Annotated in this window: 6 protein-coding genes; 4 read left to right on the forward strand and 2 right to left on the reverse strand. The window is 59.9% G+C overall.

Features of this window, described 5'->3' with window-relative positions; translation table 11 throughout:
• Window positions 1-96: 96 nt before the first annotated feature.
• The 4 genes from OO306_RS07890 to OO306_RS07905 all read left to right on the forward strand — a co-directional run bounded on the left by OO306_RS07890 (window position 97) and on the right by OO306_RS07905 (window position 10,493).
• Window positions 97-8,826: an RHS repeat-associated core domain-containing protein gene (locus OO306_RS07890; protein ID WP_265968260.1), complete on the forward strand. Its 8,730-nt coding sequence runs from the start codon at window positions 97-99 to the stop codon at window positions 8,824-8,826.
• Window positions 8,827-8,967: 141 nt separating this feature from the next.
• Window positions 8,968-9,177: a cold shock domain-containing protein gene (locus OO306_RS07895; RefSeq protein ID WP_265968261.1), complete on the forward strand. Its 210-nt coding sequence runs from the start codon at window positions 8,968-8,970 to the stop codon at window positions 9,175-9,177.
• 572 nt (window positions 9,178-9,749) lie between these two features.
• Window positions 9,750-9,995 carry a hypothetical protein gene (locus tag OO306_RS07900; protein WP_099429651.1) on the forward strand — a complete coding sequence of 82 codons (246 nt, stop codon included), beginning with the start codon at window positions 9,750-9,752 and terminating at the stop codon, window positions 9,993-9,995.
• 231 nt (window positions 9,996-10,226) lie between these two features.
• Window positions 10,227-10,493, forward strand: a complete 267-nt coding sequence (locus OO306_RS07905) for a DUF3077 domain-containing protein (RefSeq protein WP_265968263.1) — start codon at window positions 10,227-10,229, stop codon at window positions 10,491-10,493.
• An 18-nt stretch (window positions 10,494-10,511) separates the two neighbouring features.
• On the opposite strand, the gene OO306_RS07910 is transcribed toward OO306_RS07905, so the two are convergent.
• Both OO306_RS07910 and OO306_RS07915 read right to left on the reverse strand, forming a co-directional pair.
• The gene (locus OO306_RS07910; protein ID WP_050580787.1) at window positions 10,512-10,976 is read right to left on the reverse strand and encodes a MarR family winged helix-turn-helix transcriptional regulator; all 465 of its coding nucleotides are present in this window, start codon (window positions 10,974-10,976) and stop codon (window positions 10,512-10,514) included.
• A 119-nt stretch (window positions 10,977-11,095) separates the two neighbouring features.
• Window positions 11,096-12,949 carry an ABC transporter ATP-binding protein gene (locus OO306_RS07915; RefSeq protein ID WP_265968264.1) on the reverse strand — a complete coding sequence of 618 codons (1,854 nt, stop codon included), beginning with the start codon at window positions 12,947-12,949 and terminating at the stop codon, window positions 11,096-11,098.
• Between the last annotated feature and the right edge of the window lie 2 nt (window positions 12,950-12,951).

Consider the following 12,951-nt stretch of genomic DNA (forward strand, 5'->3'; position numbering starts at 1 on the left):
CCAGGATCAGTAAGTGTATTCAGATTCCTGAAACCCAGTCGGTTCATGGCGGGCGACTCATCGAACTCGACACTGACTACGCACAGGGGATGAGGCATGACTCGTTTTTCGGAGATTTTTGTTAATGGCTACAATAAAAGTGTTATAGACGGGTCAGACCTTAAAAGAGGTGACCCGATATGCGTCAATGGCGACAAATGCTGGTTTATCGCGGCACACGATACGCACATTGAAGTTTTGTACCGTGATGATTTCTCGGAATCAGCGGCGCAGGATTGTTGCGTTATCCTTAACTACGATAATTCGGAGGTTGGACTCAATGTTATTAATACCATAAGTGGTGTTGAACGTGAGAAGGTAAGTCGATACAGTCAGAATGAGCCGAAGTATCGAGGATTGGAGCAGCAGTTCAAGCGTAAGCTGTTCGCTATGCTTTCATCTGGCGCTTATCGCATTATCTTTGACGATCCGGCGCTCTTGTCTGCCTCTTCATTACCAGTTCTGATTGAACTCCATCCTGCATCAGTCAAAGATTTTGTAACTACGTTTGGTTCAGACGCCTGCACAGATACCTATGGTCTGCTCTGCTACCTGGATGCCGTTGAGCCGCATCCAGCGTCCGTGGAAAGCCTCATCATTTCAATGGATGACGCGTTTGGAGAACTACGCAATGACCTTGCGTCGGAATACTCTTTTGTGGACCATTTTCTAAGCCCACCGTCTGATACACCGATTCAGGTAAATATGCAGCACGTCCGTGCAGTCTACTCACTTTCGGACGTCGCCAAGCTCGCGCCTCTGATGGAGGCGTTAAGCGCTTCAAAAGCCGAGGCCCCGACGGCGCTTCCGATAATCGACGCCAAACAGACCTTCCCGGTGCCCTACAAGATCACCAACCAAACCGACGGCACCATGCCCGACATGCAGGGCTTCGGCCTGGAGCGGGTGGGCAGTGCCGAAGGTGGCTGGTACAGCCTGTGCCCGATCAAGGCAGACCGCGCCCTGGCTGCGGGCGAAACCGTCAGTGCCTGCCTGGTGCACCGCCGCACCGGCGAGCTGACCCATGTCGACTACACCGCACAGGCCAGCAAGCTGGGCACCAAGCAGTGGCTCAAGGACTTTACCAAGTATGTCGCCGAGGCCGGCAAGCCCATCACGGCCGGGGGCTGGAGCGACAACAATGCGTTTTCCAGTAGCCACGAAGATCCGCGCCTGTGGTGCCAGGCCGACTACCGGGCGTTCAGCACCGCACCGTTCGACAACAACCTGGTCCAGGTATTGGCCTGTCACGATGACTTTCCACTGGCCCGCGGGCAGACCCTGAGCCTGCAGGTGCGCGACCTCAAGACTCAGGCCCTGCACGAGCAGCACCTGTTTACCGCCAAGGCCGCCAGCGGCTGGGCCAAGGCCTTGTGCGAACAGGTCAACCGTGACAGCCGCCTGCTGCGGGCGGGGGTGAAGGGCGCAGGCTGCACGGTGGTACCGGGCGAGGTGAACAACGCGTTCTGGGGGCCGCAGTGTGCCGAGTTGTGTGTGACAGTAACCGAGGTGAACTGGTGGGCCAGCCGTATGTTCGATGGCACGAAGGCGGTGCCCGACGGCGGCGTGCTGCATGCCTGGGTCTATGATACGTTTTCCCAGCGTCTGCTCGGCCACCACGAATGGGCCCCGAGCAGCTCCCAGCGCGCCAGCGGCAAATGGCTGAAGGCCTGGGCCGAGGCGCTGGCCACGTCGGCAGTGGCGCCTTACCTGCGCGTTAACACGACCGCGGCGGTGCTCGAACAGCGCGGCGACGCGTTGCGCATCTTCGCCAGGTTGCCGGACGATGACTACGACGTCGAAGGCCCGCTGCTGGCGCCGGCATTCAAGGCGCTGGAAGATGCCGTGCTGGTGACCGTGCGCCATCCCGGTAACCAAGCCTTGCTGCACCACGCACTGTTCAGGCCCCAGGCCTGCGTTCCGGTGCCCAGTAACGAGCAAGCCTGGTTACAGGCGTTGGCCCGCTTTATCGAAACGCAGCATTGGCCAGAACTGTATGTCAAGGACGGCAGGCAGCTGTGGCTGTCGCGTCACGCCGAGCTGCTTGTCGCACTGGATAACGTCGGCGATGGCAGCGAATGGGCGACCGAGGACTATCGGCGGGAACTGCTGAACGCTGATGAATGGCCATACGAGGAGGCCGCAGACCCGGTGGCGTTCACCATCGAGCCCGGTGAGGGTATGACGGGGGTGACCATCAGCTCGCTGGACGCAGAGCTGGAGTTTCGCCTGGATAAAGCGGCACGCGACAAAGGCTACCGAGTGATGGCGTGTGTGCCGAGGCAGGCAGCGGCCAAACAACTCAGAGAGGCTTACATTACCTATGTAGAGACTGTTATCGCTGCTAAAAAACCTGTCGCCGTTACGTTCGCCGAAACCAGTACCTTAGCTGCCGCTGCCAAGCTTGCCGACAACTGCATCACGGACATGGGCTATGGCAACGAGATCTGCTTGAACCCCGACTTGAAAGCTGTCGTACTTAAGGTTGTCTACGAGGCTGTCTATGACGACAACCTGAAGGCTGTTGGACAGGCAGCCTACGAGGACAATCTGAATGCCGCTATAAAGGCCGCAATCAAGGGTGCTCAAGAAACCGGCGGCGTTTACACCACCGCCATCGCCAACGCCGCGCATATCTACACCTACGAACTGGCCAGAGCCAAATCCGATGTTGCCTTCCACGCTTCCGTTTCTGCCGCCGGAGCCGCTAAAGACGACCGCTTTTACAGAGACGCAGCTTTCGTCGCCGCCGAAGGCGCCCTCAAACTCGTCGCCGCCAAGCTTGCATACGCAATTGTCGTCGCCAGTAAGGAACTCTCTCCGATGTGGCCCGTATCGGTCACCGGCGACACCATCACCTGGCAAGGCCCGCTGACCAACCAGGCGTATGACCTCTACCTGGACTGCCCCGAGTCCGAGCGCGGCAAAGAAGCCCTGACCGTAGGCCATATCGGCGCCTTGGGAACCACCCAATTCTGGCACGACCCCAAGCCCGTCACCTTCACCCCACCCAAAGCACTCAAGGTGCAGACGGATATCAGCTACCTCTGCGAAGACTACGGCAACACCAGCCGCTCCGAACTGTTTGACACCACCGGCCACGGTGAAGCCGGGGTAGACCCACGCACGGGGCTGTTCCACGCCCATTACCTGGTGGCCAGCTTGCAAGGGCTGCAAGGCCAGGGGCCGGCGGTCGATCTGACCTTGCATTACTCGGCGCTGCGCGCCAATGAGGCGGGGCTTGGCGATGGCTGGGCCTGGCGTTTTTCCAGCGTGGACGTGCGCGACCGGCGACTGACCCTGGCTGATGGCGCCCAGATCAAGTTCAACGAAGCGCAATGGAAGGACCTGGGCGCGGAAAAGGCGATCAAGCTGGCCTCATGCGTGGTACGCAGCGATGCGGATTACAGTAAGTTCACCCTTGACCTGCCTAGCGGCCGTCAGGAAATTCTGGAAAAACCTGCAGTCAAGGGCAGTGACGAGGAAGAACCGAACAAGGAACTCCATGGCCTGCTACTGAAAACGTTGAAAGCCATTCGGGACAAGTCCAGGCCGGGTTTTCCCGTGCTACCGGATAAGTGGCAGCAGTGGATCGCATGGGCGGCCGTGCCCCGTTGCTACTACGTCGCTGCGGATCTCGATTACGACCGAGCGGTTAACGCATGGGAAGGCGAGAAAGCCATTATTGAGCTGAAAAAGCGCATTGCCGATCTCGAACTCGAACTCGCACGCCTGGAGCCGTTCGTGTTGCTGGTGCCGTCTAGCATCGAATCGCCCTACGGCGAAAAGTTGACGTTGGAGTGGAAGCGCGAAAAAGGCCAGTTCCTGCTGTTGACGGTCAAAAGCGGGGAAGAGGCCCTGTTCATGGCCGAGTACGAGACGCCTCAGGGCAAGGCTGCGAAGGTGAACATGCAGGTCTGGCCGCAGAGCAACTCCGAGAAATACGAGGTCAGGCTGGAGCTCAAGGATTACCTGCTTCGCACGCTCAAGCGCGTCGTGAAAAACAAGGACAAGGACGTCGTGCTGCAGCAGGTCGATTGCGATTATGACGACGACTATACCCTGGACCGAGTGCTGTGTGGCCTGCGGGAACTTGACGGCTCGGTGGAATGCGTAAGGTACCAACCGTGGCAACCAAAGAATGAAGAGCAGAAAAACGGACGCCCTGGCCTGCCTCGGGTGGCGATACACACCTTGGTGCCAGGCGATGGGCAACAGAACCAGGTGGCGACCTATCGCTACGAGGGGGACTTCCTACGGACCGACCAGAGGATCGTTACCGTCGAGTACGAATACGGCCCGCATGGGGCAAGGGAGCAACACTTGCTGGTGCAAGGTAACGTCAAGCATAGCGGCTACGTAGAGCGTTTCGAACTGTTGCGCGCGGTTGCCTCGAAGCATGGTCATTGGCTGGCCTTCGCTACCCGGCAAAACGAAAAGAAAAGCAGCAAACAAAGGGTAACCAAGGGCTACCGCTACACGGGGGCGGGCGATGAGTATGCCAAATTGCTCTATGCCATCGAAGCCGGTGCCGGAAGCGAAGACATTAAGGTAAAGGATGGGGCAGAGCTGGTCGAAAGGCAGCGCGAACTGCTCGAATGGTTCTTCAGTAAAACCGACGATCACCACCGACCGAAAATCGCCGCCTGCATCACTCGGCTGGTGGCAAGCGCACCCCACTCCGAGCGAGAAGCGTTGGGGCGCACGGTGGCGGTGGCGACGCAGGAAGAGGACATGGCAGGCAACGTGCAGCGCCTGCACAAGACTGGTGAGGATTCGCTTTACCGCTGTTACTACACCAAGCCAGGGGACAATCCGTTCACGGTGGAATTTGATGAGCGCGGGCTGTCCGGTGAGCTGAAAAGTGTGCCGGGGCTCGAAGGGCTGCCGACTTTGCAGTGCCCTTTCATCCCGGAGCATGCCTCTGCCCCTGTCATGGCTGAGTACCAGTGTGACCTCTTCGGCAATCTCAAAGGCCTGCGCTTGTTCGGTTATCGCAAGGTGACGCGGGGCAGCAGGGACTTGCTGGAGCTTGCCGAGGTGGTGGAAGTCGAGGGGGTCAAGGGCACGCTTGTAGGCGACTGGCTCAACGCCAAAGCCACTTGGACGTTGGCTAACTCGCCCGCCAAGCTGCTGTGGCGCCAGCGCAGCACTGAGATCTCGCTGGTTAGCAGGAAGGAAGGAAGCACCGTCGATAAATGGTCGGTCAAGGACACCCAGATTACCCACCTGGGCGAGAAGCAATTCAAACTGGAGAACCTGCAGTCCTTTGAGGACAACCCGAACAATGAAGGCATCGTGGTGCGCATCACCTGCACCACCGAGGCCGGTAGCAAACAGTTCAGCAAGGAGGTGCGCTCGCGGCATGGCCGGCGTCTTCTGGAACAGGTGAAGCAGGGGGAGGAGGTGCACTGGCAGTACGATGCGCTGGAGCGGGTGACCCGAAAGACATACTACGCGCTCAAGAAGGGCAGCAACGGCCTGTACATGAGCAAGGTCAAGGGCCAGAAACCCGACGAGCGGACCGACACCACGTATTCGGATGACGGCAAGCAGGCAACGCATACCTATGCAAACAACAACGTCGCCCGCAGCTACCTGGACGGCTTGCGACGGGTCTGGCGGCATGAGTGGCGCAGAGCCGGCAGTCAGCACTTTGTGCCGCTGGATCAATACAGCCTGCAAGGGCCGATAGCGCGGAAGTTGCTGGCCAGTTGCGAGTGGGACTATTTGCCGGGTGGGCAGGCCGTGGTGGCGATGACTCCGATGCCGATCGCCGTGGGACCACAAGCGTGGGTCAGGGAGCAAGGGGGCCTGGATGGGCCAGGTATACGTAGCCTGCTGCAAGCCCAAAGCGAGGAAAAGGTTGACGACGAAGGAGGCGCGGCGTTCGATCCGTTCGCGTTTGAACCGTATGCGACGCAGGACCTGTCGAGCCAACGCCTGGTTGAAGAAGGCATCGATGAGCAATGCGTGCTTAAACGCACCTCCGATTACACCTACCGAAAGGACGGCACCTTCGATCAGGTCGAGCGTGTGACCGACAGTGCAGGCAAAGCCTATCTGCAGGTGCTCAAGCGCTTCGACAACTCAGGCGATGTCATCGGCTATGAGCGCACCGTGGATAAGGAGACCTGTCAGTACAGCCTGGAGCGCGACGCCCTGGGCCGGGTGACCAGGATCACCCGGCCCGATAACTCCACCGTAGAGCACAGTTACCATGGCCTGAGCAACCACGCCACGGAACTCAAGGTGAACGGCCAGGTGGTGGCGACGCAGAAGGTGAAGAACGCCAGCACCTTGACCTCGCGCACGGTAGGCAGCCGCGCGTACAGCATCACGGACGATACCGTGACGTTACCCGACAAGACTCTGCTCACCACCCTTCGAAGTGCCGAGGGTCAGAGCTTCAAGGCGAAAGACCAGGCTCTCTCCAGCTTTACCGAGCACGACGGCACACAGACCTTGGCCTCCCCCGTCGGTGACGCCAAGATGGAGGTCGGCTGGGCGCAGGTCCAAGGGAGCACGGCCCTGCCCGGTCGGCAGTGGGTCAAGCAAACCTCACCGCGTGCCAAGCGTCAGGGCCACCGCTGGCTGAGCCTGCGTGGCCGGCCGCTGGCCACGCTGCGCGCCGACGGTCACTGGCAGCGCGTGTTCACCGACGAGCAGGGCCGGGTGCTGCGCACCTGCCAGGACCACGAGGAGGTGGTGCATCGCTACGACGCACTGGGGCGTCTGCAGTCGCGCCAGGCCCAGGCGCTCAAGGCCGGTGGGCAGTGGCAGGTGCTCAGCGAGCATGACAGCTTCGGCCAGGAAGTCACTCGGCGTTTCCTGCGCAACGGCAGCGAGTGCTTCAAGCAGTGCCTGACTTGGCGTGGCGACGGTCGTTTGGCCAGCAAGACGAGCTACGAGCACGGGAGGCAGGTACGCATTGAGCGCTTCACCTACGACATGCTTGACCGTCTGCAGCGATATGACTGCGAGGCACTCGCGGCCGAACATTGCCCGAAGGACGCTCAGGGCAATGCAGTCAAAGCCCAGGAATTTACCTGGGATGCGCTGAGTAACCTGACCCGCTGCGTCACCACCGGCTTCGATGGCAAAACACAGACCGAGGAACTGGCCTATGGCACGACCAGCGATCCGACCCGGCTGACGGGGATCAGCCGCGGCCAGGACAAGCGCGAGTTGACTTGGAACACCAACGGCTACCTGACCGATGCCGCCGGGCAACACCGCTTCAGCTACAACGGCGCCGGCCAGCTCGACAAGGTCTGCGACAGCGACGGCAATGTCCTAGCCCGCTACGAGTACGACGGTAGTCAGCGTTTGGCGGCGCAGTACCTCAAGTGCGACGAGAGCACCTGTGAGCTGCGTTACGACGGCGATGAATTGATCGGCGAGATCCACTATGACAAGGATGACAAAGTCAGCAGAACCACCAGCCTGTCCAGCGGGCTGGCCCAGTACGATGGAAACGAGGTGCGCTGGCTGATTGACGACCCGCAGGTGGGCGTTGCCGGGCAAGTCAAGAACGGCTCGCTGGAACTGGCACCGCTGCTGCCGTTTGGTGAGGGCACGGCACTGGAGGGGCTTGTCAACGGCTACAACGGCATGCGCCGCGACCCACTCACTGGGCACTATCATGCCGGTAATGGCTACCGCAGTTATGACCCAGCGCTGCGCCGTTATGCCCAGCCGGACTGGCTAAGCCCGTTCGGTGAGGGTGGGCTCAACGACTATGCCCACTGCCCGGACCCGGTCAACCTGCACGACCCCAGTGGGGCGATCATGCTCAGCCGCTGGGGCCAGGACCACCAACGGGCTACTTACGATAAGGCGGTGGCAGACACTGAGAAGACGCAAGTCGGTGGCCGCTGGCGCGGCCTGCTGTTTTCAGCGTTGGTGGCCGTGGTTGGCGCGGTACTGACCGTTGTCACGGGGGGGCTGGCGGCGCCCTTGCTGGCGTTCGTCATGGTGATGAGCGTGCTTTCGTTCGCTTTCGAAGTGGCAGCGGTGTTCACGGAGGACTCCTATCCTGAATTGTCCAGAGCGCTGAGTATCGCCTCGGTCGCGACGGGGGTGTTGAGTACCCTGGGTTTCGTCGGGCTGTTCAAGCTTGGCTTTAAAGGGCTGCAACTCTTGTGGAAGGGTGCTAAAGCGCTCGGCAGTGGCCTTAAAGTCGCGTGGAACGGCGCCAAAAGCATGAAGGACATGGTTGTTAAGGGGTTGGCGCGCGTCGGACGTACGGGGCGCGTGACACCGGTGGGTGCGGGTCCGATAAGCCGGGTTGCGGATGATGTGCTAGGGAGCCTTAGTCGTCCTACGGGGGCAGCACTCGATAGAGTTAGTCGCCCAATAGGCAGTCTGCGTGGCATTTGGCGGAGCGTCAGAAACCATCTTGGTGGATTTGATGACTCCTCCTCAATGACCAACTTTGCGAATTCGGGTTGGTTAGGGAAAATTGGCGAACAACTGCAGGTCAGTAGACATTTCCAGCCCCTCATACAAGTGCGCATGTCGCGCGGCGTTTCGTACGCAGCCAACTTTGTCGGCACGATGCTCGACGGCAACGTCCTGAGAGGAACAGTCGGGTCCAGCATTGACCTGGAGGCGAGTCGACTGGCGGCATTGGAGCCTAATTCAGGACAGTTAGCGCAACGTCCTACGCCCAGTGTGAGGAACTCGGGCAGTTATTCAATTAAGCAGCTGGTCACCGTTCCGATTTTGGCCGCCGTGAAACAACACAGGCTGCCACCGGTAGGGCACCGGCCGACGTTCTGGTAGTGAGCGGGTCCCAGACCTGGCCATGGAGTAACTGATGAAAATGCCAATATCGGGACCGTGTTCGGCGCATTAGATTTTCCCACACCCGCACTCGGGAGCGGGAAAAAGCAACCACAGGCAGTGACATCGAGGATACAAATCATGATCGTAGAAAGCGGAAAGGAAGGCAAAGTGGTGGATTACGATGAAGACAGAAATGACGCATACATCGACTACAAACATTTGGGTAGACAGGTATACCTGCCGTTCGAGCAGGCAAATGGAAAGGACCTAGAGGATGGCAACAAGGTCACGTTCGATATCGAGATGAAGGATGACGAGCCTCACGCCACAAACGTGAAGCGCAAGTAGTCCTGGCACGCGTTACCGCGCCCCGTTGCAAGAATGGAGCGCGGTAACCTTATATTCAGTTCAAAGCCGCATTCATCCAGATTGGCCGTGGCCGCACGATCGCTTTCCTACGCCACCCCATACAGCGTTTTCAGCAGTTTCTCCCCCGTCTTGCTCAGGTGCGGACCATAGGGGCGTTTCTATTGCTGCGCACGCGCAGGCCCAGCCGTGCTTCTTTAAGTTTGTTGAGCCGCGGCACCACTTGGTTCGTCGATGACCTGTGAGAGAAAATCAGATTTACCCCCTTCCTTGTAGGGCATTTCCCAAACATACTCCTGCCGCCTTTTTTCCGTTGCGGCCCCTCGGGTACCGCTCTAGTCTCGGCCTGTCGTTGCACATCAACGACACAGCTTTGACAGGCTGTAACGGTTAAAAATTGCATGCGGTCAGCCTCTATGGCGGCTGTACGTGCGGGCACGCTTGCGTGCGCCGGAACTTTTGCGATTTTTCCGCCGGTCTGTCAACCCACGTACAGCTGCCACCCTACTGTTTGACAGCAGGCAGGTGGCGGCATCGTTAACGGAAGAATCATCATGTTAAAACTTGTCCCCGATCCACCCCACAACCACCATTCCCTCGAAGACACCCTCATCCAGGCAGCGGACTACGCCCTGTGCGCACAGTCCGTGGCAAATCAGGCCATTCTCCTACAGCCCAAATCACCCGTGTCGATCTTGATGATGGCGACGATGCATGAGCTGGAGGCACTGCGTGTGCTGCTTGAATCGGCGTTGATCCAGGTGCAGATGCCGGCGCATCAGCCACGGACTCAGCACTAAAGTACAGCTAACGCGTTGTTTGATCCTCCCGGCTTACGCCTTCCAGTGTAGGAGCAGCCTTGTGCTGCGAAGAGGCCGGTGACCAAACCGGGAATCTTCAGGGCTGCCACCGGCCTCTTCGCAGCACAAGGCTGCTCCTACACTGAAACGCGCATGACCGGAGGGTGAGGCAGGGGGAGTGGGCTTGCACTGCGAAGAGGCCCGGCTGTAAAACTTCGAAGAGAGTGAACAATGACCACGGATACGACAAAAACCAAAACCACGGTCGGCAAGACCAAGTTCTACCAGGGCGAAAAAAAGACCCAGCCGCTGTTCTGCATCGAACCCGGCATCCCTTGCCAAGACGCCCGTGAGCAAGCCTCAGAACTGATGGGCGTTGTGCGAGACCTGACCATCGCCGGCGTAATGGACGACAACCCCCAACTGATCTGGGCCTCACATTATCTAAGCGCCTTGGCCAAGGCGCTGATGGATGATGCCGAATTGGGGATGCGTTAAGGCGCAGGCGTACAGGGCCTAGTAGACCTTGCGCAGCAGGGCAAGCAACTGCCGCCGCTCGTCATCATCCAGATTGGCCGTAGCGGCACGGTCGCTTTCTTCAGCTACCCCATACAGCGTTTTCAGCAGCTTCTCACCCGCTTTGCTCAGGTACAGACCATAAGAGCGCTTGTCTGCCTTGCTGCGCACGCGCAGGGCCAGGCCCGCTTCTTCGAGCTTGTTGAGCAGCGGCACCACTTGGGGCGGCTCGATGTTCAACGCCTTGGCCAGCTCGGCCTGCGTAGGGCCTGGGTTTTGCGCGATGATGGCCAACGCAGAAAACTGTGCAGGCCGCAGGTCGTAGGGCGTCAGGCACTCGACAAGGTGCTGAAACACCTTCATCTGCACGCGGCGCAAGGCGTAGCCAACCAGATCATTCAGGTCGGTCGGCGCAGTGGCCTCGCTGCTGTCGGCGCCCGGTTGCAGTGCAGGGGATGTGTTCATGCGATCTCGTGTGTCAGCGACGGTAAGGGTAAAAAATGATTAAGAAGTATAACCGATGCTGACCCGATGCAAACAGCGCAGGGCAGGTGGCAGCCGCAACCGGCTGCCACCCCGCAGGCTCACTCCATGGCCTCCGCTACGCCTTGGTCTTCACCCAAGAAGCCGCCACTCTGGTGCTGCCAAAGCCGTGCATAGGTGCCGTTGCGGGCCAGCAGTTCGGCGTGGGTGCCTTGTTCGATGATCCGCCCTTCATCCATCACGATCAGCCGGTCCATGGCAGCGATTGTGGACAGCCGATGGGCGATGGCGATGACGGTCTTGCCGTGCATCATCTCATTGAGGCTTTCCTGGATAGCGACTTCGACCTCGGAGTCCAGTGCGCTGGTCGCCTCATCGAGCAGCAGGATCGGGGCGTTCTTGAGCATTACCCGGGCGATGGCAATGCGCTGACGTTGGCCACCGGACAGCTTGATGCCGCGCTCACCCACCAGCGTGTCGTAGCCGCTGTGGCCTTGGCGGTCGCTCAGCTGGTTGATGAACCCGTCAGCCTGGGCATTGGCGGCGGCCTCGCGGATTTGCGCGTCGCTCGCGTCGGGGCGGCCGTAGGCGATGTTGTCGCGAATCGAGCGGTGCAGCAGTGAGGTGTCTTGCGTGACCATGCCGATGGCGCTGCGCAGGCTGTCCTGGGTCACCTGGGCAATGTTTTGCCCATCGATGCGAATGGCGCCGTGGTCCACGTCGTAAAAGCGCAGCAGCAGGTTGATCAGCGTCGACTTGCCCGCACCGGACCGCCCCACCAGGCCGACTTTCTCACCGGCGCGAATGTTCAGGCTCAGGCCATCGAGCACCTGCCGCTCACCGTTGTAGTTGAAGCTGACATTGTCGAAGCTCACCGCGCCGCCCGACGTCACCAACACCCCGGCATTCGGCGCATCTTGTACCTTGGGGCCGCGGGTCAAGGTTGCCATGCCGTCCTGCACGGTGCCGATGTTCTCGAACAGTGAGGTCATCTGCCACATGATCCAGTGCGACATGCCGTTGATGCGCAAGGCCATGGCGGTAATCGCTGCCACCGCACCGGTGCCGACTTCGCCTTGGTGCCACAGCCACAGGGCATAGCCGCCAGCGCCGATGATCAACCCGACCACCAATGCCTGATTGACGATTTCGAACTGGCTGACCAGGCGCATCTGGCGAAAACCGGTCTGTTTGAAGTCCTCCATCGCCGCCCGCGCAAAGTGCGCTTCGCGTTTGGAATGCGAAAACAGCTTCACGGTGGTGATGTTGGTGTAGGCGTCTGAGATGCGCCCGGTCATCGATGAGCGCGCATGGGCCTGTTCCTGGCCGACTTTGCCCAGGCGCGGCACGAAGTACAGCAAGGCCAGCCCAAACAGCGCAACCCAGGCAATGAACGGCAGCATCAGCTTCAAGGCAAAACCGCCCGCCAGCGCGATGATGGCGATGAAGTACACGCCAATGCCGGGGGCGATTTCGATCAGGGTGAACAGCACTTCGCGCACGGCCAGTGCGGTCTGCATCACCTTGGTGGTGACACGGCCGGAAAACTCGTCAGAAAAGAAAGAAAGGCTTTGCCGCAGCATCAGCCGATGGAAGTCCCAGCGCAGCCGCAGTGGCAAATTGATTGCCAGTACCTGGTGCTGCACCATCGTGCGCAGCGCCACCAGCCCGATGCTGGTCAGCAGTACGATGCCAATGCCCCACAGCACGCGGCTTTCCTGCGCCGCTTCAGCGCCGCCCGTTTGCCAGGTCGAGAGCAGGTCGACGACCTGGCCGAGAAAGGAAAAAAGCCAGGCTTCGTAGATCGACACACCGGCGCTGAGCAGCGCCAGCGCCAGTACGTAACCACGCGCGCCGCGCGTGCAGGCCCACAGAAAACGCAGCAGGCCCACCGGTGGCGGCGGGGCCTCGTCGGGTGGGAAGGGGTCTAGCCGTCGTTCAAACACACGGAGCATGG

The organism is Pseudomonas sp. DCB_AW (assembly GCF_026240895.1).
In the GTDB taxonomy this organism is placed as follows: domain Bacteria; phylum Pseudomonadota; class Gammaproteobacteria; order Pseudomonadales; family Pseudomonadaceae; genus Aquipseudomonas; species Aquipseudomonas kermanshahensis.

Coding starts and splice junctions, on each gene's coding strand:
- OO306_RS07890 (WP_265968260.1), top strand. CDS start 97: ATGACTCGTTTTTCGGAGATTTTTGTTAATGGCTACAATAAAAGTGTT.
- OO306_RS07905 (WP_265968263.1), top strand. CDS start 10,227: ATGACCACGGATACGACAAAAACCAAAACCACGGTCGGCAAGACCAAG.
- OO306_RS07915 (WP_265968264.1), bottom strand. CDS start 12,949: ATGCTCCGTGTGTTTGAACGACGGCTAGACCCCTTCCCACCCGACGAG.
- OO306_RS07895 (WP_265968261.1), top strand. CDS start 8,968: ATGATCGTAGAAAGCGGAAAGGAAGGCAAAGTGGTGGATTACGATGAA.
- OO306_RS07900 (WP_099429651.1), top strand. CDS start 9,750: ATGTTAAAACTTGTCCCCGATCCACCCCACAACCACCATTCCCTCGAA.
- OO306_RS07910 (WP_050580787.1), bottom strand. CDS start 10,976: ATGAACACATCCCCTGCACTGCAACCGGGCGCCGACAGCAGCGAGGCC.